This is a genomic window from Flavobacterium sp., from assembly GCF_039930565.1.
Classification (GTDB): domain Bacteria; phylum Bacteroidota; class Bacteroidia; order Flavobacteriales; family Flavobacteriaceae; genus Flavobacterium.
Genome location: NZ_JBDTTP010000005.1, coordinates 89,741 through 116,128, shown reverse-complemented (window position 1 = coordinate 116,128; position 26,388 = coordinate 89,741). Strand labels below are relative to the sequence as shown.

The 26,388-nt window shown below is 33.0% G+C and carries 26 protein-coding genes; 12 read left to right on the top strand and 14 right to left on the bottom strand.

The window, feature by feature from the left end; translation table 11 throughout:
* Positions 1 to 97: 97 nt before the first annotated feature.
* The 4 genes from ABI657_RS03030 to ABI657_RS03015 form a co-directional block, all read right to left on the bottom strand.
* The gene (locus ABI657_RS03030) at positions 98 to 625 is read right to left on the bottom strand and encodes a hypothetical protein (protein WP_348095760.1); all 528 of its coding nucleotides are present in this window, start codon (positions 623 to 625) and stop codon (positions 98 to 100) included.
* The gene (locus ABI657_RS03025; protein WP_348095759.1) at positions 622 to 1,044 is read right to left on the bottom strand and encodes a hypothetical protein; all 423 of its coding nucleotides are present in this window, start codon (positions 1,042 to 1,044) and stop codon (positions 622 to 624) included. Before ABI657_RS03025 ends, ABI657_RS03030 begins: the two co-directional genes overlap by 4 nt.
* 52 nt (positions 1,045 to 1,096) lie before the next feature.
* A complete protein-coding gene (locus ABI657_RS03020) occupies positions 1,097 to 1,672 on the bottom strand; it encodes a Crp/Fnr family transcriptional regulator (RefSeq protein WP_348095758.1) in 576 nt (191 codons plus the stop codon).
* A gap of 142 nt (positions 1,673 to 1,814) precedes the next feature.
* Complete coding sequence (locus tag ABI657_RS03015; protein ID WP_348095757.1) at positions 1,815 to 2,066, bottom strand: type B 50S ribosomal protein L31; 252 nt, start codon at positions 2,064 to 2,066, stop codon at positions 1,815 to 1,817.
* A gap of 245 nt (positions 2,067 to 2,311) precedes the next feature.
* Here ABI657_RS03015 and ABI657_RS03010 point away from each other — a divergent pair, with 245 nt between their 5' ends.
* The 5 genes from ABI657_RS03010 (at position 2,312) to ABI657_RS02990 (ending at position 8,315) form a co-directional block, all read left to right on the top strand.
* Positions 2,312 to 2,845, top strand: a complete 534-nt coding sequence (locus ABI657_RS03010) for a DUF4199 domain-containing protein (protein WP_348095756.1) — start codon at positions 2,312 to 2,314, stop codon at positions 2,843 to 2,845.
* A gap of 20 nt (positions 2,846 to 2,865) precedes the next feature.
* Positions 2,866 to 3,813: a glycosyltransferase family 2 protein gene (locus tag ABI657_RS03005; RefSeq protein ID WP_348095755.1), complete on the top strand. Its 948-nt coding sequence runs from the start codon at positions 2,866 to 2,868 to the stop codon at positions 3,811 to 3,813.
* Positions 3,814 to 3,943: 130 nt separating this feature from the next.
* The gene (locus ABI657_RS03000) at positions 3,944 to 5,671 is read left to right on the top strand and encodes a phospho-sugar mutase (RefSeq protein ID WP_348095754.1); all 1,728 of its coding nucleotides are present in this window, start codon (positions 3,944 to 3,946) and stop codon (positions 5,669 to 5,671) included.
* Between the two features lie 78 nt (positions 5,672 to 5,749).
* A complete protein-coding gene (locus ABI657_RS02995; RefSeq protein ID WP_348095753.1) occupies positions 5,750 to 7,579 on the top strand; it encodes an ABC transporter ATP-binding protein in 1,830 nt (609 codons plus the stop codon).
* Positions 7,580 to 7,613: 34 nt separating this feature from the next.
* On the top strand, positions 7,614 to 8,315 hold the full coding sequence (locus ABI657_RS02990; protein ID WP_348095752.1) for a hypothetical protein: 702 nt from the start codon (positions 7,614 to 7,616) through the stop codon (positions 8,313 to 8,315).
* An 86-nt stretch (positions 8,316 to 8,401) separates the two neighbouring features.
* Here the strand turns inward: ABI657_RS02990 and ABI657_RS02985 are convergent, their stop codons facing one another.
* Genes ABI657_RS02985 through ABI657_RS02970 form a run of 4 tightly spaced genes read right to left on the bottom strand, consistent with a single transcriptional unit; the run spans position 8,402 to position 13,969 of the window.
* On the bottom strand, positions 8,402 to 9,124 hold the full coding sequence (locus tag ABI657_RS02985; RefSeq protein WP_348095751.1) for a hypothetical protein: 723 nt from the start codon (positions 9,122 to 9,124) through the stop codon (positions 8,402 to 8,404).
* A 46-nt stretch (positions 9,125 to 9,170) separates the two neighbouring features.
* Positions 9,171 to 9,758, bottom strand: a complete 588-nt coding sequence (locus ABI657_RS02980) for a hypothetical protein (RefSeq protein WP_348095750.1) — start codon at positions 9,756 to 9,758, stop codon at positions 9,171 to 9,173.
* Between the two features lie 38 nt (positions 9,759 to 9,796).
* Positions 9,797 to 12,262 carry a TonB-dependent receptor plug domain-containing protein gene (locus tag ABI657_RS02975; RefSeq protein WP_348095749.1) on the bottom strand — a complete coding sequence of 822 codons (2,466 nt, stop codon included), beginning with the start codon at positions 12,260 to 12,262 and terminating at the stop codon, positions 9,797 to 9,799.
* Between the two features lie 12 nt (positions 12,263 to 12,274).
* Positions 12,275 to 13,969: a M23 family metallopeptidase gene (locus ABI657_RS02970; RefSeq protein ID WP_348095748.1), complete on the bottom strand. Its 1,695-nt coding sequence runs from the start codon at positions 13,967 to 13,969 to the stop codon at positions 12,275 to 12,277.
* 178 nt (positions 13,970 to 14,147) lie between these two features.
* Between ABI657_RS02970 and ABI657_RS02965 the strand changes: the two genes are divergently transcribed.
* The 3 genes from ABI657_RS02965 to rny all read left to right on the top strand — a co-directional run bounded on the left by ABI657_RS02965 (position 14,148) and on the right by rny (position 16,508).
* Positions 14,148 to 14,438 carry a hypothetical protein gene (locus tag ABI657_RS02965; RefSeq protein WP_348095747.1) on the top strand — a complete coding sequence of 97 codons (291 nt, stop codon included), beginning with the start codon at positions 14,148 to 14,150 and terminating at the stop codon, positions 14,436 to 14,438.
* Positions 14,439 to 14,442: 4 nt separating this feature from the next.
* Entirely contained in the window at positions 14,443 to 14,736 is a 294-nt protein-coding gene (locus tag ABI657_RS02960; protein ID WP_348095746.1) for a cell division protein ZapA, read from the top strand.
* Positions 14,737 to 14,945: 209 nt separating this feature from the next.
* A complete protein-coding gene (gene rny / locus ABI657_RS02955; RefSeq protein WP_348095745.1) occupies positions 14,946 to 16,508 on the top strand; it encodes a ribonuclease Y in 1,563 nt (520 codons plus the stop codon).
* Between the two features lie 148 nt (positions 16,509 to 16,656).
* Here rny and xerD read toward each other — a convergent pair whose 3' ends face one another.
* Together xerD and ABI657_RS02945 are read right to left on the bottom strand one after the other, a co-directional pair.
* Positions 16,657 to 17,553 carry a site-specific tyrosine recombinase XerD gene (gene xerD, locus ABI657_RS02950; RefSeq protein WP_348095761.1) on the bottom strand — a complete coding sequence of 299 codons (897 nt, stop codon included), beginning with the start codon at positions 17,551 to 17,553 and terminating at the stop codon, positions 16,657 to 16,659.
* A gap of 78 nt (positions 17,554 to 17,631) precedes the next feature.
* The gene (locus ABI657_RS02945) at positions 17,632 to 18,225 is read right to left on the bottom strand and encodes an outer membrane beta-barrel protein (protein ID WP_348095744.1); all 594 of its coding nucleotides are present in this window, start codon (positions 18,223 to 18,225) and stop codon (positions 17,632 to 17,634) included.
* Positions 18,226 to 18,572: 347 nt separating this feature from the next.
* Between ABI657_RS02945 and ABI657_RS02940 the strand changes: the two genes are divergently transcribed.
* The 4 genes from ABI657_RS02940 (at position 18,573) to ABI657_RS02925 (ending at position 22,616) form a co-directional block, all read left to right on the top strand.
* Complete coding sequence (locus tag ABI657_RS02940) at positions 18,573 to 19,130, top strand: porin family protein (RefSeq protein ID WP_348095743.1); 558 nt, start codon at positions 18,573 to 18,575, stop codon at positions 19,128 to 19,130.
* A 75-nt stretch (positions 19,131 to 19,205) separates the two neighbouring features.
* The gene (aroQ, locus tag ABI657_RS02935) at positions 19,206 to 19,619 is read left to right on the top strand and encodes a type II 3-dehydroquinate dehydratase (protein ID WP_348095742.1); all 414 of its coding nucleotides are present in this window, start codon (positions 19,206 to 19,208) and stop codon (positions 19,617 to 19,619) included.
* A 69-nt stretch (positions 19,620 to 19,688) separates the two neighbouring features.
* On the top strand, positions 19,689 to 22,178 hold the full coding sequence (locus ABI657_RS02930; RefSeq protein ID WP_348095741.1) for a DUF5686 and carboxypeptidase regulatory-like domain-containing protein: 2,490 nt from the start codon (positions 19,689 to 19,691) through the stop codon (positions 22,176 to 22,178).
* Between the two features lie 162 nt (positions 22,179 to 22,340).
* Entirely contained in the window at positions 22,341 to 22,616 is a 276-nt protein-coding gene (locus ABI657_RS02925) for a GIY-YIG nuclease family protein (protein WP_348095740.1), read from the top strand.
* 240 nt (positions 22,617 to 22,856) lie between these two features.
* Here the strand turns inward: ABI657_RS02925 and ABI657_RS02920 are convergent, their stop codons facing one another.
* The 4 genes from ABI657_RS02920 to ABI657_RS02905 all read right to left on the bottom strand — a co-directional run bounded on the left by ABI657_RS02920 (position 22,857) and on the right by ABI657_RS02905 (position 26,183).
* The gene (locus ABI657_RS02920) at positions 22,857 to 23,732 is read right to left on the bottom strand and encodes a cation diffusion facilitator family transporter (RefSeq protein WP_348095739.1); all 876 of its coding nucleotides are present in this window, start codon (positions 23,730 to 23,732) and stop codon (positions 22,857 to 22,859) included.
* A gap of 16 nt (positions 23,733 to 23,748) precedes the next feature.
* A complete protein-coding gene (gene murA, locus ABI657_RS02915) occupies positions 23,749 to 25,062 on the bottom strand; it encodes a UDP-N-acetylglucosamine 1-carboxyvinyltransferase (RefSeq protein WP_348095738.1) in 1,314 nt (437 codons plus the stop codon).
* 99 nt (positions 25,063 to 25,161) lie between these two features.
* Positions 25,162 to 25,884, bottom strand: a complete 723-nt coding sequence (locus ABI657_RS02910) for a DUF4290 domain-containing protein (RefSeq protein WP_348095737.1) — start codon at positions 25,882 to 25,884, stop codon at positions 25,162 to 25,164.
* 2 nt (positions 25,885 to 25,886) lie between these two features.
* On the bottom strand, positions 25,887 to 26,183 hold the full coding sequence (locus ABI657_RS02905) for a DUF493 family protein (protein ID WP_348095736.1): 297 nt from the start codon (positions 26,181 to 26,183) through the stop codon (positions 25,887 to 25,889).
* Positions 26,184 to 26,388 lie beyond the last annotated feature (205 nt).

Here is a 26,388-nt window from a genome sequence, read left to right as displayed (position 1 = left end):
GATCAAAGTTACAAATATTTTATTTGTATCATTAAAGATGTTTTTTTCTGAGGAAAGAAAACATAGCACTTTCTAATCAAATATTCGAAAAATAAATTTAGTCATTTCGTCTTTCTTTAATCTCTGGCTGCTTAAAATATTTAGTTAATTCTAATGAATAAATCACACTTGTAATCTTCCACTTTCCATTTTTTTTGATAAGATTTAAATATTTACAACCCCAATTTGTCATTTTATCATCAACCCAGAAACTATAATCCATTGTTAATGAAGCAACTGTTCCGTCTTCTATGATTTTAATGTTATCAAATTTATCTTCAGCAGCCTGGTATTTAAACAAACCTCGTAAGAATCCTTTATAGGATCCTGAGAAATAATTACTCCCAACTCCATCCTTTCCTTTTAATTCAATCTCTCTGGCTTGGGTGCGATTTTTATAACCTGCACACCAAACAACATTCTCTTCATTAAACAGACTATAAAACATTATAGAATCTTTCTTTATAATACTTTCTGAATAAGCATCAATCATTGCTAATATTATTTTTTTATCATCGGTTTTTTGCTGCCCGTAAAAGGGAAATACCGCTAAAAATAATATTGACATCATTTTAAATTTTCTCATTTCTTTTTTGTTTTAAAATTTGAAATTTTATTACTGATGATTTTATATTCTATAGTAAGTCCATCATAACCATAAGCGTCGGCTTTCATTTCTTCAATTGCGGTATAACTAACCGGATGAACATTTCCGACTACAAGTGAAAGCTCCGCATGCAAAGCCTCTATGTATTTTGCTTTATCATCTTTGAGATTTGTTGAGTCTGAAATTTTGATAGTCAAAAAGAAACTGTTCATTTTTAATTCAGCTAAGGATTCTGAATTTATAAACCATAAATAATCCGGAATAAATGATACTGTAATTACTGTAACTTCAGGTTTTTTATTTAAGATTTGCTTAGTCAGGCTGCTAATAGTCTGTACTAACTGTTTTGCTAAAGCGGGGTTTTCGTTACCACTAACTTTAAGATGAATTGCTGGCATACTTCAAATATTTATTGATTATTGAAGTACAAAATTCAATCTAAATAAGCACTTATTTATTGATGTATGTTAAGAGTTTAATACGGCTCAAGGATTCTGGTTTTATTCCTAAATAAGATGCAATATGATATTGCGAAATTTGCTGTTCTATTCCTGGATAGGTTTTACAAAGCATCTCAAGTCTTTCTGCAGCTGAATTTTTTAAAAATGAAGTTTCACGCTTGCACTTTCTGATAAAGAAAATATCCGAGATGTATTTTGCTAATTTCAAAAAATGTATATCTTCGTCAATTAACATAGTAAAATGTTTATACGTTATAAAGGCAATCTCAGTATCTGCTAAAGCTTCAATATTGCAATTTGTTGGATCTTGGTTTAAATAACTTGTATAAGCAGTTACCACACTATTCTGAAGATAAAAATCATTATTAAATTCAACTCTGTCATTTTGAACATGAGACCTGAGTTTACCTGATATAACAAATCCTATAAAATCACAAACAGAACCCTCCTGTATCAGATATTCTTTTTTCTTTAACTTTTTAGTTTTAATCAGGCTTTTAAACTTTTCAAAATGATGTACTTCCAATCCAAGTTTGTCAATAAAAATATCTTTTAGAAATTCCATTGCTTTTTTAATTAAATAATTATTTCAAAGATAAAGATTATTAATCAGCCTAAATCTTTTGTTTTTTGAAAGAATTTAAAATTACAGAATAAAAAAAGCCTTCCGAATTGGAAGGCTTTTGTATAAATAAAAACAGCTTTTATTATTTAGCGTGTTTAGCATATTTAGTTTTGAACTTGTCAATACGTCCTGCTGTATCGATAAGTTTAGATTTACCAGTATAAAAAGGGTGAGATGTTCTTGAAATCTCCAATTTTACAACTGGATACTCAACTCCGTCAACTTCAATTGTTTCTCTTGTATCTGCAGTAGATTTAGTGATAAAAACTTCGTCATTTGACATGTCTTTAAATGCAACTAATCTGTAATTTTCCGGGTGGATTCCTTTTTTCATCTTTTCTTTTATTTATTGTTTAAAGTATTTTTTATTTTGAAGCTTTTTCATGGTTAGAAAAAGGTGTAAACAAACAATACTCTTTTTTGTTTAAAAACTTTTAATTATTTTGAGTTTGCAAATTTACAATTCTTTTTTAATATACAAATCTTTAGTACACTTTTTTTTAGTTAAATTCAAAAAGCTTTTTTATCTTCGAATATATTGGGAATTGCTATATTTGTGGATTAATTAAATATAACTTTATGGATGCAAAAATATCTCCTGCCAAGTCAGGAACGCTTTATGGCGTTTTGTTCGGTGTTATTATGATTTTAGAATTTGTGATCATGTATGTAATTGGCATGAAATCACTGGTAGACACAAGTGTTGGCACAATAGTAAATGTGGCAAATTATTTAGTTTTACCTATTTTATTCATCTTCTTAGGATGTAATCACTATAAAAAAAATATCAACAACGGATTCATATCTTTTTCTGAAAGTTTAAAAACAGGAGTCTCTATTACAGTTGTTGCGGGTTTAATATACGCATTATTTAGTGTTATTTTCAATTTTATATTTCCTGATTTTATAAATGAAATGCTGGAAATCACAAAAAGCCAAATGATCACTCAAAATCCAAATATAACTGACAAAGAATTAGAAATGGGGCTTGGAATGGTTAGAAAATTCATGAATCCATTTATTGTTTTCCCAGTAACTCTTGTGATGTACGCACTAATTGGCTTAATATATTCTCTAATTATTGGAGCGATCATTAAAAATGACAAACCATAAAGTCTATAATAAAAATTTAAATGAATTTATCTATACTTATACCACTTCTAAATGAAGAGGAATCACTGAAAGAACTCTATTCATGGATTATTGAAGTGATGCAATCCAACAATTACTCTTATGAAATCATTTTTGTGGATGATGGCAGTACAGATGATTCCTGGAATATTATTGAAACCTTTTCTAATGAGAATCCAAATGTAAAAGGGATTCGCTTTATGAAAAACTTTGGAAAATCGCAGGCATTGCACGCAGGTTTTGCCAAAGCCAAAGGTGATGTCATCATTACAATGGATGCCGATTTGCAGGACAGTCCGGATGAAATTCCGGGGTTGTATGAAATGATTACAACTCAAAAATTTGATCTGGTTTCAGGATGGAAAAAGAAACGTTACGACTCTGTTGTTGCAAAAAACCTTCCGTCTAAGTTATTTAATTGGGCTGCCAGAAAAACTTCCGGCGTTGAGTTGAATGATTTTAACTGCGGATTAAAAGCGTATAAAAATACGGTTGTAAAAAACATAGAAGTTTCAGGTGAAATGCACCGATACATTCCGGTCCTGGCAAAAAATGCCGGATTTGGTAAAATTGGTGAAAAAGTAGTCATTCACCAGGCTCGTAAATACGGTGAAACCAAATTTGGAATGGATCGTTTTATCAATGGTTTTCTTGATTTGATTACGATTTGGTTTTTGTCCCGATTTGGAAAAAGACCCATGCACTTATTTGGTTTGTTAGGTTCTATTATGTTTGTTATTGGCTTTCTGTTGGCTTTATATTTAGGTATCGACAAATTATTTATTCATAAGGCAAGTAGGTTAATAACTGAAAGACCACAATTTTATTTATCGATTACCTCCATGATAATTGGAACTCAGTTGTTTCTGGCAGGCTTTCTTGGCGAAATTATTTTGCGGACAAAAAACAATGAAGCCCGTTATAAAGTTTCCAAAGAGGTTAATTTTTAACGTAAAGTCCTAGCCCTGATGGAAACGGCATCCTTTTGTGCCGGGGTTCGGCATAAAAGATAAAGTGTACAGCAGGATTAGCTCCTGAAAAATTATTATCTTTAATTAAAACATTAAAAAGAAATTTTACATGAATATAAGTACTGACATACTAGATGCTGTAAACGAATGGCTAACGCCAACATTTGATAACGAAACCCAAGCAGCTGTTAAAGAATTAATGACCACTTCGCCAAAAGAACTGGAAGACAGTTTTTATAAAAACCTGGAATTTGGAACTGGCGGAATGCGTGGTGTTATGGGTATTGGAAACAATAGAATTAACAAATATACACTGGGAAAAAATACTCAGGGTTTATCTGACTATTTGCATGAAGTTTTTCCAAATGAATCATTAAAAGTGGTTATTGCTTACGATTGCCGCCATAATAGTAATACTTTAGCGAAAGTTGTTGCTGATGTTTTCTCGGCAAATGGAATTCAGGTTTACTTATTTTCAGATTTACGCCCAACTCCTGAATTGTCTTTTGCCCTTAAATATTTAGGCTGTCAATGCGGAATTGTACTTACGGCATCGCACAATCCACCGGAATATAACGGTTATAAAGTGTATTGGGAAGATGGCGGTCAAATTGTCCCACCAGAAGATGCTGCTATTATTAAGGTAATTGAAAGCCTGGATTATGCTAAAATTAAATTCAATGCCAACGAAAGCTTAATTCAGTATATCGACACGGAAATTGATAATGCCTTTATCAAATCGTCTATTGAAAACGCCAGTTTTAATACTCCGGCTGAATCCAAAGACAACTTACAGATCGTTTTTACTTCATTGCACGGAACATCCATAAAATCAATTCCGGAGACTTTAGCACAGGCAGGTTATAAAAACGTTCATATCGTACCGGAACAAGCAGAGCCGAATGGAGATTTCCCAACAGTAAAATCCCCAAACCCGGAAGAGCCGGAAGCTTTGACAATGGCTTTAGCTTTGGCAGACAAAACCGATTCGGATATCGTTGTAGGCACAGATCCTGACTGCGACCGTTTAGGTGTTGCTGTTAGAAACAATGAAGGTAAAATGATTCTGCTTAACGGAAATCAGACCATGATTCTGATGACTTCCTTCTTATTGAAACAATGGAAAAAAGCCGGAAAAATTAACGGAAAACAATTTGTAGGCTCTACTATTGTTTCAACTCCAATGATGATGGAATTAGCAACCAGCTACGGTGTTGAATGTAAGGTTGGTTTGACCGGTTTTAAATGGATTGCCAAAATGATTAAGGATTTTCCTGAACTTGAGTTTATTGGCGGAGGTGAGGAAAGTTTTGGTTTTATGGTTGGTGATGCTGTTAGAGATAAGGATGCTGTTGCTGCTACGTTACTAATATGTGAAGTTGCAGCTCAGGCGAAAGCTGCCGGAAGCTCTGTTTATAAAGAACTTTTACAGCTGTATGTCGAAAATGGTTTTTATAAAGAATATTTGGTTTCCTTAACCAAAAAAGGAATTGAAGGCTTACAGGAGATTAATCAAATGATGATTGATTTACGTAAAAATCCTTTGAAAGAAATCAACGGGCAACGTGTAATCATGGTTGAAGATTATCAATCCTCTGTTGCCTTGAACTTACTGACAGGCGAAGAATCTACTATGGATATGCCTAAATCAAATGTGTTGATTTACTATACAGAAGATGGTTCAAAAATTTGTGCAAGACCAAGCGGAACGGAACCAAAAATTAAATTCTACATCAGCGTAAATGCAGAATTGGATTCGGTTATGAATTTTGACACTGCAGAAAGTTTTTTAGATAAGAAAATACAAAATATCATTGCAGATATGCAATTGAATTAATAACAGATACAATATTTCTTTTATCAAACCCGACATTATTTAACAACTGTCGGGTTTTGATGGTAAAAAACCTCCTCAATGAGTACTTTCAAAAAAATAGTTCCTTTTATATACCCGTATAAAAAATATGCATTTTTAAACATATTTTTTAATGTTTTGTATGCGCTTTTTAGTACACTTTCGTTTGTGGCATTAATTCCAATGCTTCAGGTTTTATTTGACCAGACAAAGGCAAGAAAAATAAAACCGGTGTATCAGGGAATTTTAAAACTTCAGCAATATGGAGAAGATTATTTGAGCTATTACATAACAACTACAAAAGGCAATCATGATCCGGGCTACATTTTATCAATAATGGTTGCGATCATAATTTCAATTTTCTTATTAAAGAACCTGGCTGATTATTTAGCCATGTTTTTTATTACTTTTTTACGAAATGGCGTTTTAAAAGATATGAGAAATGCAATGTACAAGAAAACACTTGATCTGCCTTTGGCTTTTTATTCTGAAAAAAGAAAAGGAGATGTAATTTCAAGAATTTCTGCCGATGTAAATGAGGTACAAAATTCATTTTTAGCCGTACTGGAGCTTATCGTAAAAGAACCTTTAACCATAGTTTTCACTATAACTATGATGTTAATCCTTAGTGCCAAACTAACATTATTTGTTTTTATTTTTATTCCTATTTCAGGCTACATCATTTCATTGATTGGAAAACAGCTTAAAAAACAATCTACAAAAGCACAGGAAGAACAAGGTACTTTTTTATCTACTATAGAAGAAACTATTGGCGGATTAAAAGTAGTAAAAGGTTATAATTCTGAAAATTATTTCAACACTCTTTTCCAAAATTCAACAGAACGTTTTTTTAACTTATCAAATAGTATTGGTAATCGCCAGAACTTAGCTTCTCCAGCCAGTGAATTTATGGGAATTACTGTTATAGCCATTTTATTGTGGTATGGAGGACAAATGGTTTTAATCGACAAAACGCTAAGCGGCCCATCATTTATTGCCTATATGGGATTAGCTTATAATATCCTGACACCTGCAAAAGCAATCTCTAAAGCTTCATACGGAGTAAAAAGAGGAAATGCGGCTGCAGAACGTGTTTTGGAAATTCTGGAACAGGAAAACACGATCACATCAAAACCCAATGCTATTGAAAAAGCAACTTTTGATAACAATATTACCGTTCAGAACATTAACTTTAAATATGAAGATGAAACGGTTTTAAAAGATTTTTCTTTTCAGGTAAAAAAAGGACAAACTGTTGCGCTTGTAGGACAATCCGGAAGCGGAAAAAGCACGATAGCCAACTTACTAACCCGCTTTTATGATGTGAATGATGGAACAATTTCCATAGATGGGATAAACATCAAAGACATGAACCTGCAATCGCTTAGAGGATTGATGGGGCTGGTTACGCAAGACAGTATTCTGTTTAATGACACCATAAAAGCTAATATTTCGTTAGGAAAACTAGATGCTACTGATGATGAAATTATTGAAGCCCTTAAAATTGCCAATGCCTATGAATTTGTACAGGATTTGCCTTTAGGAATTTACACCAACATTGGCGACAGCGGAAACAAACTTTCGGGAGGACAAAAACAACGTTTATCAATTGCCCGTGCAGTCTTAAAAAACCCTCCAATCATGATTTTGGATGAAGCAACATCTGCGCTGGATACGGAAAGCGAAAAATTCGTTCAGGTTGCCTTAGAGAACATGATGCAAAACAGAACCTCAATCGTGATTGCGCACCGTCTTTCGACTATTCAAAAAGCAGATTTGATTGTAGTCATGCAAAAAGGAAAAATCGTCGAAAAAGGAACTCACGATGAACTTATCGCACATAACGGAACTTATAATAAGCTTGTAACCATGCAGTCTTTCGAATCTTAATTCAAGATTATTGATTGTTATAAAATTTTGAAAAATGTATCTTAACAATCCAAACATAAAACTGCCTGAAGATCCGGATACCATTGTTTGGAAATACCTGGATTTATCTAAATTTCTGGAGCTTTTGCTTTCCAAACAACTGTTTATGTCACGATCTGATAAGTTTGAGGACCAGTATGAAGGAACCTTTAGTGAACCTAGTTTTGAAGAAATTAAAAAACTTGCCGCTGACAATCCCGAATTTTTAAACTATTACAAAACACATCGAGAAAAAGTTGCCGTCAGCAGCTGGCACATCAATGAATATGAATCTTTTGCCATGTGGCAGATCTTTACCCAAAACAGCGAAGGATTGGCAATTCAGTCCACTATTGGGAGATTGCAAAAAGCCGTACAACCTGAAACTAATTTTGATCAGTATATTGGCGAGGTAAATTATATCGACTACAAAAAAGAGTATATTCCGTTTGATGATTTATTCTTTCCTTTTTTATTTAAGCGAAAAAGTTTTCAATATGAGCGTGAAGTCCGTATTATTACCGATACATCGAAAAGTGATCTAAAACTAAACGAAGGGCTAAAAATCAATGTAGATATTAATCAGTTGATTGAAAAAATATACATTCATCCAAAATCCGAAAACTGGTATAAAAAATTGGTGATTGAACTGGTAGAACGTTTAGGGTTTGGTATCGAGATCGAAAAATCAGATTTGGAAAGTGATATTTTGATCTAAAAAATTCATCAAAAACAAAAACCATCTGGAAATACTAATTTCAGATGGTTTTTATTTAAACAGCTCCAATTAATTTTGAGAACTTATCATATTGGTTTATAACTTTTAACTTCCCATTTTTTAGCGGCCAGATCGATATAATTGTAATGTAAAACATCATTTTTATCAAATTGCCCATTTTGGTTCGTATCTTCGATAGTTCTGAAATACAAGCGATTTTTGGACTCAATGACGTTCCAGTCTACCAATTCCTGAAAATCTTCTGAAATTTTAGTAAAATTTTCTCCACTGATATCACTTAAATATAAAGTTTTAATATCACCAGTATCAATTTTACCGTCTTTATTGGTATCTGAATCAGTCAAAGTATACACCATAACCTGGTTAAGTGTTTTATCTGCAAGTGCCTTTAAATAAGTAGCCGTTAAAATTAAAACCGGCTTATCGGATAAAGGACGAATAGAATCCGAATCTACTTTTTGGAATTTTAAATTCTGAAGATAACCTGTAATTTCGAATTCTCCTAAATTGGAAATTGTAAAACTTAAATCGTTTACACTTGAAGACCCATAACGCGCCTTACTTCCTCTTTCAAAAACCCTTAGATCCCCAACCGGATGAATTAAATAATCCGTTCCTGTCATTTGAATGGGTAAATCAGCGACTTCAATTTGTGTTGAATCAGACTTAGCTACAACATTTGTTTTATTTGAAGTATCATAAATTACTTTTGGCTTCTGAGCTTCCTCTTTACAACTCACTAATGTTGTGATGATTACTAAGGCTATATATTTTAAGGAATTTTTCATGTCTGCAAATTATTTTAGAATATCAAATATAGTATTTTTGATTGTATTATCTGTTTTTATTGAATTTTACCAGAGCGAAGATGTTTAGAAGCACGAGTCCAAAATAACCTAAAAAAATTATCCAGTATTTTTTATAGAGAGATACAATATGTTGAAATTGTCTTTCTCTCTCCCGCTCCAAAAAATATAATTTATTCTGTTCGTAATATCCACAAGAAAAATATTCTATTGATTCCAGATTAGCTGGCTTTGGCTTTGGCTTTGGCTTTGGACTTGATAAAACATAAATATCATCTTTACAATAAGCCCAAGTACTTACTTTTTCTTCATTCAGCATATTAATAACAGTAATAAATGTATTATAATTACTTTTTGAATCAAAATGAATTTTAGCGCCATTTATAGTATCATATTTTTTTATTAAATCCTTAATAAAAAATCTCAACTCCTTTAATTCTTTAGACTTGTCTTGTTTAAAATTAAAATTTTTATATTCTCTAATACTTTCAATCTTATAATTATCAAATTCTTCTTTGGTTGAAACTGAAATAGCTAGACATCCATAAACCTTAAATGCATCAATCTTATAAAAATAGCAAAGACAAAACAACGGAATAAAAATCAAAGAGATCATTCCAGGAACGTAAAAAATCTTTCTTTTACCCTTTTTAATCAAAATCTGGAATTCAGTTTTATATTAAAAACCCTTGTCGTCATATAATTAGGAATTGCATATTGGTTTTTTGAGTAAGCATCCCGAACCCATGTATTGGTTATCGCATTCTGATTATTAAAAAGATTGAAAATTTCTAATCCCAACGATAATTCCCTGAAGTTTTTGAGCCAATTATATTTTGCTATTTTAGTATTGCTATCAATGAAAACTTTGGCAAAACCAACATCAACGCGACGATAATCATTAAGCCTGTTTTGATATAAATAGGGATCCGAATAAGACGGTGAACCGCCTGGCAACCCTGTATTATAAACCAAATTTAAATATAATTTGACACTCGGAATATTGGGCATATAATCCTGGAACAACATAGCAAACTTGAGTCGCTGATCTGTTGGTCGTGCAATAAACCCTTTATCTTCATAATTTTCTTCTGTTTTCAGATATCCAAAACTAATCCAGGATTCCGTTCCCGGAACAAACTCACCATTGAGCCTGAAATCAAGACCTTTTGCATACGCTTTGGCATTGTTATCTGCAGCATAACGAATACGGACATTATCAATTGAATACACATTTACATCCGAAAGGGATTTATAGTATAACTCTGTGACCCATTTAAAAGGACGGTTCCACATTTTAAAATTATAATCATTACTCACTACAAAATGAACCGATTGTTGTGCTTTTACGTTTGGATTAACTACGCCATCAGCATCACGAAGTTCCCTGTAAAAAGGTGGCTGATAATACAACCCGCCCGAAATCCTGAAAACCATGTCCTTATCCCAATCCGGCTTTAAGGCAAATTGAGCTCTTGGACTAAAAACTATCTGATTATCTCCTTCTACACTTGCTCCCGAAACCTGCCAGCTTTGAAAACGAGCTCCAATAGTAGACCAAAATTGACTTGATCCTAATTCGGTTTTGTTATTCCATTGTGCGTATCCTGAAAATCTATTGATGTCATTAAAATTCACCGCTCTAATATTTTGATACGGCAAAAGCGGACCAGTGTAGGGTTCGTATGGCTGGTTATTTTTTGGCAAATCCAAAATTGGAGGATTAATTGAGAATCCGGCTGAATCAATAATCTCCCATTCTACTATTCTGTCCCGAATAGATTCTCTTGTGTATTTTAAACCGAATTCTAATTGACTATCATTCCATTCCTTAAAACCTTTTATTTCAATATTGGCAATCAGGGCATCTAAATCATTTCGTGCATGATTGAGCTGAGAACCAATTCCGCGTGTAAACTGAACATCATCAGGATTGATTGTTCCCTCTTCATTTACATTTGCTAGTCGATATTGAGCCAAAATATCAAAATGTTCCTGCTCAATAGTATGAAATATTGAACCGATTAATTTGAAGGTTAATGTTGAAGAAGGCTTATAAGTTGTTTTTAATGCACCAAAATAAGTATCATATTGATCTTTTTCCTGTCCTTCATAATATACCGCCAATGCCATTGGCTGATCTATTGTTCCAAACTTGGTTTCACGTGTCAAAGGCTGGTACAAATATTTATTTTGGGAGATATTACCAAGAAAACTGAGTTGCCATTTTTTAGATACATCATAATTAATATTGGTCTGAATATCCGCAAATACAGGTGTATAATTTGTTTTCGTATCCTGACTATCCACCAGCAAACTGTTATTTCGATAACGCACTCCTGTTACGGCTGACCATTTTTTATTTTTGGAAACCGCATCAACTGCTATACTTCCTCCTAATAAACTGGCTTCCAGAACCGCACAGAACTGAGTTGGTTTTCTGTAGGTAATATCCAACACAGAAGAGAGTTTATCACCAAATTTGGCCTGAAATCCTCCAGCTGAAAAATCCACATTCTGAACAAGATCCGTATTGGTAAAACTTAATCCTTCCTGTTGTCCTGATCGAATTAAAAACGGACGATACACCTCAATTTCATTAACATATACCAAATTCTCATCATAATTTCCTCCACGAACAGCATATTGTGTACTTAGTTCATTATTTGAATTAACGCCTGGTAAAGTTTTGAGTATATTCTCGATTCCAGCGTTTGCTCCGGGTATTTTTTTTATGGTAGCCTGATCAATTACAGTAATTCCCTGAACACGTTTTCTATTTTTTGAAGTAACAAAAACTTCTCCCATCTGCTCTTCTGAATTATTCATAACGGGATTAAAAACCAATAATTCATTGGGTTTCAAATTTACTGTTAATGTCATCATCTTTAATGAAATATGAGTAAAAAGCAAAACCGTTTTTTTATTTGAAGGTATAGTAATTTCAAAAAAACCATTACTATCTGATTGTTCCACCTTACTTCCTGCTGAAATATTTACATCTGTAACCGGACGATTCTGATCATCTAAAATCACTCCTTTAACGCGAGCATCCTGAGCTGTTGCAACATAACTGATACATGAAAAAAGAAAAACAAGTATTAACTTAAAATTATTCAAACGTTTAGGTTTTTATTTTTGTTGACTTCTAAAAAAATGAGTTTCAAAGATAGCAGAATTCCCAACATTATCGACTACTTCAATTTTTAAATCGTTGGCGCCTTCCAACAACAAACTATCTTCAAAATTGTGCGTAATTCTTTTTGTTTTATTATCATACTCAAACAAAATCCAGTTACCGTTTAAATACCCATTATATGATTTGATTCCTGACAAATTATCATTAATAATGAATTGAATTTTCTTAACATCACTTATCCATTTATCCTGAATAGGTTTAGTAATAGTAATAGTTGGTGCAGCAGTATCAGTAAACAATCCATATTGCCCCAATGTTTTGGATTTGATACTAAAAACATCATTTTTTCTTGTTGTAAAATTATAACTGACACTTTTTCCACTTATCCTTCCTATAAAAACCTTATCCCTTACTACCTCATTATAACTACTGTCCTGAATTGAGACAGTAAAATTAGAATGTACCGGAACAGTATCATCGTGAATATAAATCCTGTTATTTTTTACATCAAAATTCAGATTAAAATCTTCGTAAAAGGTTCCTGCAGGAAAAAATACCGACATATTATCTTTTTCAAAATTTGAATCTTTATCGTAACGGATAAAATATTTTGATATTACCGGTTCAGTCTTTACAATTGGCAGGACAGAATCGTATTCTATCGGAATTGTAACCGAATTTAAATTCCCATAATAATCGGAAACCTCAATTCGGTAATTGGATGCCAGATTTGGCTCAGCTGTAATTATTCCGCTTAACGAATCGGTTTTGATTATACTTAAGGCAAAGGGTGTTTTCATGAATAGTTTTTGAATGCGCTGTCCTGTTTTTTTATATTTTGAATAATCGATTAACGCATTGACATATCGCATTTCGTAAAACGAATAAGTATTGAATTGATAGTTGAAATTCTGATTTCCGTTAAAAAAAGTCGAAACATTAAAAACACCATTTTTATTAAACGAAACATCATCAAAATCTACCGTACTGATTCCGAAACCAATTTTTCCATTTGCTTTTACTTTACTGGCCAGATATGTTCCGTCTTTCTGCAGTGAAAGATTCAGTAACAAAGGCTGTTTCGACTGGTTGACAATTGTATTGTCAATTGGATAAACGTATAAACTGGAAATTGTTGGCTTTTTGGTATCTGTAAAATTCTTGTCAAACCCAAAAAACATTGGATTGATAATAAATTCTGTTTTGGAATCACGAAATTCAAAATGAAGATGCGGGCCTTCTGAAGCACCTGTGTTTCCTGTAAGAGCAATTACCTGGCCTTTGTTAACGATTAATTCATCTGGCTTAAGATACATTTCGATCTCAAAAGATTTTTCCTTGTAATGCGTTTTCTGAACATACTCCAGAATACTTCCAAGCGGAGTCTGCAAATGCCCATAAACTGAAGTATATCCGTTGGGATGCGTGATATAAATAGTTTTCCCGTTTCCAAAAGTGGATATTTTTATTCTCGATACATATCCATCTCCGACAGCATACACATTTAAACCTTCTTTTTGATTCGTTTTTAAATCAAAACCTGCATGAAAATGATTGGGCCTTAACTCACCAAAATTTCCGGACAGCTGCATAGGTATATCTAAAGGAGAACGAAAATAATCTTTTGGATAATTGGTTTGGGCAAAAATAAAATGACAAAAAAGTAAGGAATATATAGAAAATCTCATGAGTAACATTTTTGCTAAGGTAAAAAATAAGCACCTAAAAGCGAAGACAAACGTATAAAAATACAATTCGTTGAAATTCATTTATTTGTCTATTTTTAGTGCAAAAAAAGCGATAAAAAATTGCATTAATAAAAAGGAATACTAACTTTGTATGATTAAGTAATGAATAGGATTTATAATGAGTGTAATTGTCGAAATAATTGATACTCTTGAATATAAAGTCGAAAAGCTTTTTGTAAGAACGAAAGGTCTGGAGAAAAAAAATCAGGATTTACAGTCAGAACTAACCAAAGCTGCACAAATCATCCAGAAACAATATGCTGAGATAGAGGCTTTGAAAAAACAATACGACACACTTAAAATAGCCAATTCGTTGCTTGGCAGCGACAATAACAAGAGAGAGACAAAGCTTAAAATAAATTCATTAATTCGCGAAATTGATTACTGTATAGCGCAATTATCAGATTAGTAAAATGGACGGAAAGCTTAAAATCAAAATATCAGTGGCTGACAGAGTTTACCCGTTAACGGTAGAACCATCCCAGGAAGAAGGACTCAGAAGTGCTTCAAAAAAAATTGATGCTATGATTAAGCAATTCGAAGAAAATTATGCTGTTCGTGATAAACAGGATGTATTGGCCATGTGTGCCTTACAATTTGCATCTCAGGTTGAACAGAAACAAATCGATAACGCAATTGATGGCGAAGATACCATCGAAAGGATTAAAAGATTAAATTTGCTTTTAGATCAATATCTCGAAAATTAAACGTTCTTTACAAAAAACTAAGATACTGCCTACATTAGTTCACAATTGGTAAACTCAACACTAACAATTTAGAATGAGCAAATCATCACTACTAAAGCATGCCACGCTCCGGCGAGGAAACTTGAACAGTGAGTTAGCTCAAAACTTGTCTTTTCGAGTTTATTCAAGCAATTAATGTAGGCTTTTTTTATATATAAATTTTAACAAACATGGACATAATAACAATCATTATTTCAGGCATTATAGGTATTACAGCAGGTTTTGGAATAGCTAAAATTATTGAAAAAAGTAATATTTCTAATTTAATCAAAAACGCTAAAAAAGAAGCAGCATCTATTTTAAAAGACGCCAATTTAGAAGCTGAAAATATCAAAAAAGATAAAATTCTTCAGGCAAAGGAAAAATTTATTGAATTAAAATCAGAACACGAACAGGTTATTTTATCCAGAGACAAAAAAGTAGCTGAAGTTGAAAAGAGAATTAGAGATAAAGAATCTCAAATCTCTAATGAATTATCTAAAGCTAAAAAAGTAAATGACGATTTTGAAGCTAAAACACTTGAATATACTAATAAAATCGAAATTTTAGATAAAAAACAAGCTGAGGTAGAAAAATTACACAAAAGCCAGTTACAACAATTAGAAGTAATTTCAGGGCTTTCTGCAGAAGAAGCAAAAGAACAATTGGTTGAAGGCCTAAAAGCCGAAGCGAAAAGCAAAGCCATGTCACATATTCAGGAAACTATTGAAGAGGCTAAACTTACTGCGCAGCAAGAAGCAAAAAAAATTATAATCAATACTATTCAGCGTGTTGGAACGGAAGAAGCTGTTGAAAACTGCGTTTCAGTTTTCAATATTGAATCTGATGATGTCAAAGGAAGGATTATTGGTCGTGAAGGACGTAATATTAGAGCATTGGAAGCCGCAACAGGAGTAGAAATTATTGTTGATGATACACCGGAAGCTATTATCCTCTCTTGTTTTGATCCTGTTCGTAGAGAAATTGCACGTTTGGCTTTACACAAATTAGTAACTGACGGTCGTATTCACCCGGCAAGAATTGAAGAAGTAGTTGCTAAAACTGCGAAACAAATTGATGATGAAATTATAGAGGTAGGTAAACGAACTGTCATTGATTTAGGTATTCACGGATTACATCCTGAATTGATTAAAGTGGTTGGAAGAATGAAATACCGTTCTTCTTACGGACAAAATTTATTACAACACTCGAGAGAGGTTTCTAAACTTTGCGGAATCATGGCTGCCGAATTAGGCTTAAATGTAAAATTAGCTAAAAGAGCTGGTTTACTTCATGATATTGGTAAAGTTCCAGATGCCGAAAGTGATCTGCCGCATGCTTTATTAGGAATGCAATGGGCTGAAAAATATGGTGAAAAAGAAGAAGTTTGCAATGCTATTGGAGCCCACCATGATGAGATCGAAATGAAATCATTATTATCCCCAATCGTTCAGGTTTGTGATGCTATTTCAGGCGCAAGACCGGGTGCAAGACGCCAGGTTTTAGATTCTTACATTCAGCGTTTGAAAGATCTTGAAGAAGTTGCTTACGGATTTAGCGGAGTTAAAAATGCTTACGCCATTCAGGCAGGTAGAGAGCTTCGTGTAATTGTTGAAAGTGAAAAAGTTTCTGATGATAATGCTGCCAATCTTTCGTTTGAAATATCACAAAAGATCCAGACAGAAATGACCTATCCGGGTCAGGTAAAAGTAACGGTTATTAGAGAAACAAGAGCGGTAAATATTGCTAAATAATTTCTTCGAAATACTACATCAAAAAAAGCTTCTCATTTCTGAGAAGCTTTTTTTGATTTCATTTTTCAAAATTACAGAAAAATGAGCTTTTGTAACATTTATAATTTTATAGATTAATTTCAATAATATCTACTGATCAACATTAAAATCATTTCCTTGGGTGAAAATTATGCATCACTTCTTTCAGAAATCTTCTGTCCAAATGTACATAAATTTCTGTGGTAGTAATAGATTCATGACCCAGCATAAGTTGTATGGAACGTAAGTCGGCACCATTTTCAAGTAAATGAGTAGCAAAAGAATGCCGCAAAGTATGCGGACTGATGTTTTTATTTAAATTAATTTTTACAGCCAAATCCTTAATTATGGTAAAAATCATGGCGCGTGTTAGTTGATTTCCTCTGCGGTTTAAAAACAAAGTATCCTCGAAACCTTTTTTTATTTTTAAATGAACACGAACATCATTTTGATAAATTTGAATATATTTTTGAGTTAAACTACCAACAGGGACAAAACGTTCTTTGTTTCCTTTTCCGGTAATTTTAATAAATCCTTCTTCAAAAAACAAATCGGAGATTTTTAGTGTTACCAATTCCGAAACCCGGAGTCCACAGCCATATAAGGTTTCCAGCATGGCCCTGTTTCTTTCTCCTTCGTTTGAACTTAAATCAATGGCCGCTATCAAGGCATCAATTTCCGGAACGGATAAAATATCAGGCAATTTACGCCCCGTTCTGGGACTTTCGATTAATTCTAAAGGGTTATCGGTACGGTAATCTTCAAAAACAAGATAATTAAAAAAGCTTTTTAGTCCGGATATGATTCTCGCCTGAGATCTCGGATTTACTTCCTTAGAAACCGAATAAATAAACTGCTGAATAGTTTCATCCGTTATTTTTAATGGAGAAACTTCAATTTGATTTATTTCCAGAAACAAACATAAACGCTCAATATCAAACCCATAGTTTTCTATAGTATTCTTAGACAAACCACGTTCGATGCGTAAATACGATTGGTAATCTTTTATAAAAGTATTCCATTTCATATTTGCAAAGTAAAACATTTTAAGGCATAAAAAAACCTTCCGGTTAGGGAAGGTTTTAATATAAATTTAATTTACAAATTAGAATTTGTAAACAAGACCTAAAGTGATATCATCTAATCCTAAACCTAAGTTAAAAGTATTTCTTGATTCAGCACCGTCAACATCTGGTTTTTCAGTTTCATAACTTAAAACTCCAATAGCAGCTTCTAATGCGAAATGATCAGAAATAAAATAACTAACACCTGGTGCTAATACGATATTAAATCCGTTTAATTTGTCTTCAGTAACTCCGTCATCTTCTTTAGATGAAAGATAGTTAACTCCTAATTCTCCAAATACTGAAAAGTCAGAAGATGGAGTAGCATAATATCTACCGAATAGACCAGCTGAAATTGTATTAGTCTTAACGTCTTCTCCAATTCCATCATCCACAGTAGTTCCTTGAAAACCAATAGCACCACCTAAAACAATATTATCAGTTACAAAAAAGCCAACTTTTGGTGCAACAACAAATCCTGAAGTTTTCACATCTCCTTCTTTTATAGAAGAAAAACCAACAGATCCAGAAATAAATACATCTCCGTTAGCAAATCCTTTTCCTCCTGTAGAGTCTTGTGCATTTGCAAATCCAAATGCTAAAATAGCAACCGCTGATAAAACAATTTTTTTCATTTTTTTTAAATTAAATAAGTTAATTAGTAGAACAAATCTATGCCATAAAACGTCAATAAACCAAATTATATTGTAAAATAATTATTATATTTTGTTATAAATTATCCTGTTAAAACCATCAAAATGTTATTTTTCAAAGAATTAACCATTAAAAAATCACTAAAAACAGTTAGAAAAATTAAAATGATAAATTATTAATAATTTTCTTTCATTTGTAAAAAAATATAATATTTATCTTGTTATATTAGTATAAATGGAAATTTTGAAACTTCGAAAACAATAAATATAAAAAGCATGAGTTTTTATTTATATTATTTTGCAATAAATCAAATCTTAAAATTAACATTATGAAAAAAATACTTTTAGCTGTAGTTTTATTTGTTGCAGCATCAACAGCAAGTCAGGCACAATTAGTGAAATTTGGGATTAAAGCAGGGGTTAACTTTGCGAACCAGACAGGAGATGCCTTTGATGCTCCTGAAATTGACAAAGAAGGGATTACCAGCTACCATGCTGGTTTAGTTGCCGAAATCAAATTACTGGATAAATTTGCTATTCAGCCGGAACTTCTATACTCAACTCAAGGCGCAACATATAAGTATGCTGGTGAAGAATTTAAAAATGAATTAGGATACATCTCAATTCCTGTAATGGCAAAATTTTACTTAACAGACTCTTTTAGTCTTGAAGTAGGACCACAAGCTTCCTTCTTATTAAGCGAAAAAGACAACGTTGATTTTGAGGATGCTGAAACTTTTGAATTTGGTGTTAATGCAGGATTAGGATTTAAACTTACCGAGAACTTTTTTGTTCAGGGCCGTTATGGTTTAGGATTGACGGATGCTTCAAAAGATGCAGACGTTAAAAATTCAACAGTACAATTTTCTGTAGGATTCTTATTTTAAAAATATATCACATAGTTTTATAAAAACCGTTCTGTTAATTAGAACGGTTTTTTTATTTTTACGAAAATTATAATTATGAAAATTGCCATTATCAACGGTCCCAACTTGAATCTTTTAGGAAAAAGAGAACCTGAAGTTTACGGAAGTCAGACTTTTGAGGATTACTTTGAAAGATTGGAACATAAATTTCCTAATATTGAACTTTCCTATTATCAAAGTAATATCGAAGGTGAACTAATTGGAAAAATCCAGGAAGTTGGCTTTTCATTTGACGGAATTATTTTAAATGCCGGTGCTTACACTCATACTTCTATCGGTTTGGGTGATGCTATTAAAGCTATTACAACTCCGGTGATTGAAGTACATATTTCTAATACCTATGCCCGTGAAAGTTTCAGGCATCAGTCTTATCTTTCCGGAAATGCGAAAGGAGTCATTTTAGGCTTTGGACTAAAAAGCTATGAACTCGCGATTCAATCTTTTCTATAATTATTATTTAACATATTTTTAGATACTTAGGTTTTTACTTATTCTATTTTTGTGAGAGAAAAGACTTTCATGAAAAACTATACCTTACTTGCCTTTTTATTTTTTTCTATTGCTAACTTTGCTCAAATCAAAGGAACTATAACTGATGAAAAGGGAAATCCTCTTCCATTTGTATCGGTTTTTGAAGATAATACTTACCGCGGCACAACCTCTAATGAACAAGGTGATTACCAATTAAATGTAAAAGAAATTGGCAAAAACAAAATCGTTTTTCAATATCTGGGTTTTAAGACTCAAAAAATAAGCATTACTCCTGAAAACAAAACTCAACTTCTAAATGTAACCATGCAGGAGGAAAGTTTTACATTAAACGAAGTGGTGATTGATCCAAAAAACAATCCTGCCAATGCTATTATAAAAAGCGCTATTCGTAACAAAAAAGAAAATTCTGAAAAAACAGCACGATATACCGCCGACTTTTATTCAAAAGGAATGTTTAAAATTAAGGATTTACCTAAAAAAATCCTTGGCCAAAAAGTTGACCTTGGAGAAGATATGGCTTCAAATTTGGATTCTACTGGTTCAGGAATCTTATATTTGTCAGAAACCATTTCTAAACTTACCTTCGAAAAGCCAAACAAGTTAAAGGAAAAAATTATTGCCTCAAAAATATCAGGAAACAGTAACGGATTTAGCTACAATACAGCCAGTTTATCTACTTATGATTTTTATGAAAACACGATTGATTTTGATGTGAAAATTATTTCCCCAATTGCGGATAATGCCTTTAATTATTACAAATACCAACTCGAAAGTACTTTTACAGATGAACATAATCAACAAATCAATAAGATCAAAGTTATTCCAAAGCGCGATAAAGAGCCTGTTTTTGAAGGTTACATTTATATAGTAGACGACAGTTTTGCTATTTATGCAGTAGAATTAGATCTTAAAGGGTATCGAATGAAAAATGAATTTACCGAAATCATGACCTTAAAACAAAGTTTTACTTATAATCCTAAAAATAAAATTTGGGCAAAAAACACGCAATCGCTGTTCTTTAAAGCGGGTGGCTTCGGAATAAAATTTTCAGGTAACTTTAATTATATTTATTCGAATTATGAGTTTCCGCATTCGTTTGAAAAGAAAACTTTCGGCAATGAAATCGTTTCTTTTGAAGCCAATGCCAACAAAAAAGATAATGCTTTCTGGAATGAGATTCGCCCAATTCCGTTAACTATTGAAGAAAGCAACGATTATACTAAAAAGGACAGTTTGTTAACCATTAGAAAGTCTCAGAAATACCTTGATTCTGTAGACACAAAACATAACAAGTTTAAAGTTTGGGATATTTTAACGGGTTACGATTATAAAAATAGCTCTAAAAAATATTCCCTTGGATACGAAGGCTTATTAAATTTAGGTTCTCTAAGTTTTAATACCGTTCAGGGATTTAATTTTGATTCAGGATTTTCATTCAGAAAATGGAATGATGAAAATGGAAAAAGCACATCTGTAAAAACTACTTTTAATTATGGATTTTCAGATCAACGCTTTCGTGTTACCGGCGATTTCAGTCATCGCTTTAACAATATCAATTCTGCCACAATTTGGATTTCGGGCGGTACAAAAGTTGCGCAGTTTAATAGTGCTGAACCCATTACCAAATTTGTCAATTCTATTAGTTCTTTATTTTTTAAAGACAACTATATGAAACTGTACAATTTAGAATTTGCTCAGATCAACTATTCGCAAGATGTTGCCAACGGAATTAATTTAAATGCTAAAGCAGCTTACGAACAAAGAAAACCGCTTTTTAATACTACGGATTATTCTTTGTTTAAAAAAGATGATGTTTATTCATCGAATAATCCATTAGCTCCGTTTGATTTTATAACTTCAGCATTTGATCAGCATCACTTATTTAAAGCATCATTAAATGCCCGAATCAATTTCGGAAACAAATACATTTCAAGACCTGATGGAAGATTTAATATAAGAAATGAAAAATATCCAACCTTACTTTTAGCTTTTGAAAAAGCATTTGCTGTGAATGAGAAAAAATATGAGTTCGAAAGAATTGGCGCTTCTGTAATTTACGATTTATCATTATCTAACAAAGGGCTTTTAGGAATAAATCTAAAAGCCGGAAAGTTTTTTAATGCGGAGAATATTTCCTTTATAGACTACAGGCATTTTAACGGTAATCAAACCCACATTGGAACAAGTGACCGTTATTTGAATGTTTTTAACTTAATGCCTTACTATACTAACAGTACGAATGACAGTTATTTTGAAATGCATTCCGAATACAATGATACCGGATTTATTATGAATAAAATCCCGCTATTGAATTTATTAAAATCAACAATGAATTTAGGTTTTCACTCTCTTGCACTTCCAGACAGAAGACCTTATACAGAATTTACTGTTGGCTTGGACAATTTAGGTTTTGGAAAATTTAAGCTGTTCAGAGTAGATTATGTTCACTCGTATCAAAGCGGAATTCAACAGAATGGAGTTATTTTTGGTTTGAAAATTTTGAATGTATTGGATTAGACTACACATCTTTGTCACTTCGACGAAGGAGAAGTCACTGAGGGAGAGAAATTTTTAACTACTATTAATAATGTGAATTCCATCTTTCTAAGTAATCAAATATTTAACTAATACAAATTTTATGCTTAATCCGCAAAAAGGCTTTCATAGTTATATGTTTATATGTTAACCAATAAGAATCGTTCTACTTTTTATATTGGTGTGACTAATAATTTAAAAATTAGGCTCCAACAACATAAAGATAATTTAGAAATTGGAAATAAAACATATGCTTCAAAATACGGTATAGAATTTCTAATTTATTATGAAAAGTTTGTTTGGATTCAAGAAGCAATAGCTCGGGAAAAAGAAATAAAAAAATGGAGAAGAGATAAAAAACTATCTTTAGTTCAAGGATTTAACCCTCAATTTGAGTTTTTAAATTATCATTTTGAGTAAAAAAAAGAACCTATGCTCTCCCTCAGTGACTTCTCCTTCGTCGAAGTGACAAATATACTCAAAAACGTCAACTTACCTGAAAGTGCGTTAGGGATAGAAGCGTCATCCTTTTGCTTTTTTCTTTAAAAAGCAAAAGATACAGCGGATAGCCCGGCCGAAGGAAACGCCCAAATAAAAATCCGCTTGCTCTTAACGAATTAGCGGATTTTATTTTTAATGCTGGTAATGAAAACTTTAAACTCAATGATAATCATCCGGCTCTATATGAATCAAAACATTCCCCAATTGAGGAATTTTTTCCTTTAGAGTATCCTGCAGTTTGTGCGATAAATCATGACCTTCTTTTACAGAAATTTTTGCCGAAACAATGGCATGAAGATCAACATGGTATTTCATTCCGGCTTTACGGATGAAGCATTTTTCGGTTCCGAGAATCCCTTTTACTGTTAAGGCCTCGATACGTATTTCTTCTACCAAATCATCGTTTAGATGTTCATCCATGATTTCGCCAAGTGCAGGCCTGAAAATTTTATAACTATTGTATAAGATAAAAAAAGCAGCAAAAAGTGCGGCCCAGTCATCTGCAGATTCGTATCCTTTTCCCATAAAAAGCGCTATCGAAATTCCGACAAATGCTGCGACAGAAGTTATAGCATCACTGCGATGGTGCCAGGCATCAGCTGCCAATGCTGAACTATTGGTTTGTTTGCTTCGTTTCATTACCAAACGAAACGAATATTCTTTCCATATAATAATGGCTCCTAAAACATAAAGTGTCCAGGATTTAGGCAAATCGTGTGAAGTCTGGATATTAGCAATGCTTTCATACCCAATAATTGTGGCTGAAGTAATTAAAAACCCAACGACCAAAAAGGTAATTAATGGCTCTGCACGACCGTGACCATAAGGATGGTTTTCATCTGCCGGTTTATTCGAATATTTGATTCCGAACAAAACCAGACAGGACGAAAAGATATCCGTAGTCGATTCGATCGCATCAGCAATCAGGGCGTAAGAATTGCCAAAAAAACCTGCCAAGCCTTTTATAACGGCTAAGCAGGTGTTTCCGGCTATACTAAAATAAGTAGCTTTTATAGCTTTTTGTTCATTTGTCATTTGCCATTTGAGACTTTTATTCTCTCACGATTTTTGCTCCGATTGCTCTTAAACGCTCATCGATACGCTCGTATCCACGGTCAATTTGTTCAATATTTTGAATGGTACTTGTTCCTTTTGCTGAAAGAGCCGCAATTAATAATGAAATCCCGGCACGAATATCCGGAGATGACATTACTGTTGCTTTTAATTGAGATTCGAAATTATGTCCCATAACTACCGCTCTGTGCGGATCACACAACATGATTTTTGCTCCCATATCGATTAACTTGTCAACAAAAAACAAACGGCTTTCGAACATTTTCTGGTGAATTAAAACATCGCCCTTTGCCTGTGTTGCCACAACCAAAACGATACTCAACAAGTCAGGCGTAAATCCTGGCCATGGGGCATCTGCAATGGTTAAGATTGAGCCATCAATATCTGTTTTTACTTCGTACCCATTTGTATGAGCAGGAATGTAAATATCATCGCCCCTTTTTTCGATTATAATTCCTAATTTCCTGAATGTATTGGGGATCAAGCCTAGGTTTTCCCAGCTTACATTTTTGATTGTAATTTCGCTTTTTGTCATCGCTGCAAGACCAATCCACGATCCAATTTCGATCATATCAGGTAGGATTCTGTGCTCACATCCACCAAGGCTTTCAACACCTTCAATAGTCAATAAGTTGGAACCAACCCCGGTAATTTTGGCTCCCATCGAGTTCAACATCTTACACAACTGCTGTAAATAAGGTTCGCAGGCAGCGTTGTAAACTGTAGTTTGTCCTTTTGCTAAAACAGCAGCCATGACAATATTTGCTGTTCCGGTTACAGATGCTTCGTCAAGCAGCATATCGGTTCCCTGCAATCCTTCTGCCGGAGATTCTACTCCGTAAAAGTGATCTTCTCTGTTGTATCTGAATTTTGCTCCAAGGTTAATAAAACCTTCAAAGTGGGTATCTAATCTTCTACGTCCAATTTTATCTCCGCCTGGTTTTGGAATATATCCTTTTCCGAAACGAGCCAAAAGCGGTCCAACAATCATAATAGAACCACGTAATGCTCCACCCTCTTTTTTGAAGGCTTCGGTTTCTAAATAGCCAATATTTACCTCATCGGCCTGGAACGTAATCGAACCCGCTCCGTTGCGTTGAATCTTAACTCCTAAATTACCCAGCAAAGTGATTAATTTATTGATGTCAATAATATCGGGAATATTATTAATTGTTACTTTATCTCCTGTTAAAAGAACAGCACATAAAATTTGTAATGCTTCATTTTTTGCTCCTTGTGGCGTGATTTCGCCTTTTAAAGGAATTCCTCCTTCGATTTTAAATACTCCCATATTTCTATTTAGGTTCTGAGTTACTGAGGTTCTAAGTTTTCTAAGTTTTTTTGAGATTAACCTCAGTTAATTAGCAACTTAGCTGCTTAGCAACTTTATTTATTTCTGATTATTGTTTTTTTGAAAAGGCTTTGGTTTTCCGGGCACTTTGCTGTTTTTGTTACTTTGGATTTTCAATTGTCCGGGCGGAGTGATTTTATTTGACATACGTTTGTTAGTACGCAATAAATCAGTGGTGTTTAAAAGTTCTTCTGTGCTTTGCAATAAATTGATTTTACCGTCCGACAATTCGAACAAATGCTCAAAAATTACATCGTCTTTTACGGTATCCTTGTTCCAGCTTAAGTATGACTTTTTCATGTGGTTGGCAATTACCAATACCAATGCATTTTTCATTTCCCCATCCTCCCATTTATTGGCAACATCAATCATATATTTAATATTGTTACCGTAAAATCTGTATTTTGGGAAGTTTTGCGGATATTGTAAAACGTCAGGTTTTAACTGTAACACATCACGGGACGGAATTGGATAGGGAGATTCTACATGTAGCTTAAAATCAGACATGATAAAAAGCTGATCCCATAGTTTATGTTGAAAATCAGGCACATCACGCAAATGCGGATTTAGGCTTCCCATAACCTGAATAATGTATTTTGCGGCTTTATTGCGCGTTTCATCATCTTCGATAATGGTAGCCTGATCGATCAGTTTTTGCAAGTGACGACCATATTCAGGAATAAGTAAACGCTGCCTTTCAGAATTATATTCTAAGTTGAAAACAACGTCATTCGCGACTTCTTTTTTATATTTTTCGACCATAATTATAATGAAACTATACCTTCTATTGTAGAAACTTCTTTGTATTTGCTAATCACTTCGTCAGCACTATTCATTGTTACATCTATAGAAACACTGGTAAATTTACCGGTTTTAGATTTTGTTGTTTTGATAACCGCACCCATATTGTCAAAAGCTTTTTCGACCCGCTCGACATTATCACCTACTGAGGGCATTATAAATTTATATAAATATTCTGCTGGCCAGGTGTTTGAATTGTCTAACTCTACCTTTAGTCTTTCGTAAAATTCGGCGGTGGTTTTTTCTTTATCGTTCTCCATTCGTAATTAAAAATAAACGCAAATATACGGTTTTGATTTCAGATTTTTTATATTGGAAAAAGATATTATCCTGTAATTTTTTTGAGAAGTATTGCGCTAATTTTTAAAAATTAATTTCAAATTGAAATTCCTTGAAAATCGCATAATCACAAATCTTTTTTTAGGATTATTTTAATAATTCCAAAAACAAAAACATCCTTCCTTC

Excerpts from the sequence above, each read along its gene's own strand:
- ABI657_RS02995 (WP_348095753.1), top strand. The coding sequence starts at position 5,750 with ATGAGTACTTTCAAAAAAATAGTTCCTTTTATATACCCGTATAAAAAA.
- ABI657_RS02990 (WP_348095752.1), top strand. The coding sequence starts at position 7,614 with ATGTATCTTAACAATCCAAACATAAAACTGCCTGAAGATCCGGATACC.
- ABI657_RS02940 (WP_348095743.1), top strand. The coding sequence starts at position 18,573 with ATGAAAAAAATACTTTTAGCTGTAGTTTTATTTGTTGCAGCATCAACA.
- ABI657_RS02970 (WP_348095748.1), bottom strand. The coding sequence starts at position 13,969 with ATGAGATTTTCTATATATTCCTTACTTTTTTGTCATTTTATTTTTGCC.
- ABI657_RS03030 (WP_348095760.1), bottom strand. The coding sequence starts at position 625 with ATGAGAAAATTTAAAATGATGTCAATATTATTTTTAGCGGTATTTCCC.
- ABI657_RS02945 (WP_348095744.1), bottom strand. The coding sequence starts at position 18,225 with ATGAAAAAAATTGTTTTATCAGCGGTTGCTATTTTAGCATTTGGATTT.
- ABI657_RS03015 (WP_348095757.1), bottom strand. The coding sequence starts at position 2,066 with ATGAAAAAAGGAATCCACCCGGAAAATTACAGATTAGTTGCATTTAAA.
- ABI657_RS02960 (WP_348095746.1), top strand. The coding sequence starts at position 14,443 with ATGGACGGAAAGCTTAAAATCAAAATATCAGTGGCTGACAGAGTTTAC.
- ABI657_RS03020 (WP_348095758.1), bottom strand. The coding sequence starts at position 1,672 with ATGGAATTTCTAAAAGATATTTTTATTGACAAACTTGGATTGGAAGTA.
- ABI657_RS02930 (WP_348095741.1), top strand. The coding sequence starts at position 19,689 with ATGAAAAACTATACCTTACTTGCCTTTTTATTTTTTTCTATTGCTAAC.
- ABI657_RS02980 (WP_348095750.1), bottom strand. The coding sequence starts at position 9,758 with ATGATCTCTTTGATTTTTATTCCGTTGTTTTGTCTTTGCTATTTTTAT.
- ABI657_RS03010 (WP_348095756.1), top strand. The coding sequence starts at position 2,312 with ATGGATGCAAAAATATCTCCTGCCAAGTCAGGAACGCTTTATGGCGTT.
- ABI657_RS03005 (WP_348095755.1), top strand. The coding sequence starts at position 2,866 with ATGAATTTATCTATACTTATACCACTTCTAAATGAAGAGGAATCACTG.
- rny (WP_348095745.1), top strand. The coding sequence starts at position 14,946 with ATGGACATAATAACAATCATTATTTCAGGCATTATAGGTATTACAGCA.
- ABI657_RS02920 (WP_348095739.1), bottom strand. The coding sequence starts at position 23,732 with ATGACAAATGAACAAAAAGCTATAAAAGCTACTTATTTTAGTATAGCC.
- ABI657_RS02910 (WP_348095737.1), bottom strand. The coding sequence starts at position 25,884 with ATGGTCGAAAAATATAAAAAAGAAGTCGCGAATGACGTTGTTTTCAAC.
- ABI657_RS03025 (WP_348095759.1), bottom strand. The coding sequence starts at position 1,044 with ATGCCAGCAATTCATCTTAAAGTTAGTGGTAACGAAAACCCCGCTTTA.
- ABI657_RS03000 (WP_348095754.1), top strand. The coding sequence starts at position 3,944 with ATGAATATAAGTACTGACATACTAGATGCTGTAAACGAATGGCTAACG.
- ABI657_RS02985 (WP_348095751.1), bottom strand. The coding sequence starts at position 9,124 with ATGAAAAATTCCTTAAAATATATAGCCTTAGTAATCATCACAACATTA.
- murA (WP_348095738.1), bottom strand. The coding sequence starts at position 25,062 with ATGGGAGTATTTAAAATCGAAGGAGGAATTCCTTTAAAAGGCGAAATC.
- ABI657_RS02965 (WP_348095747.1), top strand. The coding sequence starts at position 14,148 with ATGAGTGTAATTGTCGAAATAATTGATACTCTTGAATATAAAGTCGAA.
- aroQ (WP_348095742.1), top strand. The coding sequence starts at position 19,206 with ATGAAAATTGCCATTATCAACGGTCCCAACTTGAATCTTTTAGGAAAA.
- ABI657_RS02925 (WP_348095740.1), top strand. The coding sequence starts at position 22,341 with ATGTTAACCAATAAGAATCGTTCTACTTTTTATATTGGTGTGACTAAT.
- xerD (WP_348095761.1), bottom strand. The coding sequence starts at position 17,553 with ATGAAATGGAATACTTTTATAAAAGATTACCAATCGTATTTACGCATC.
- ABI657_RS02905 (WP_348095736.1), bottom strand. The coding sequence starts at position 26,183 with ATGGAGAACGATAAAGAAAAAACCACCGCCGAATTTTACGAAAGACTA.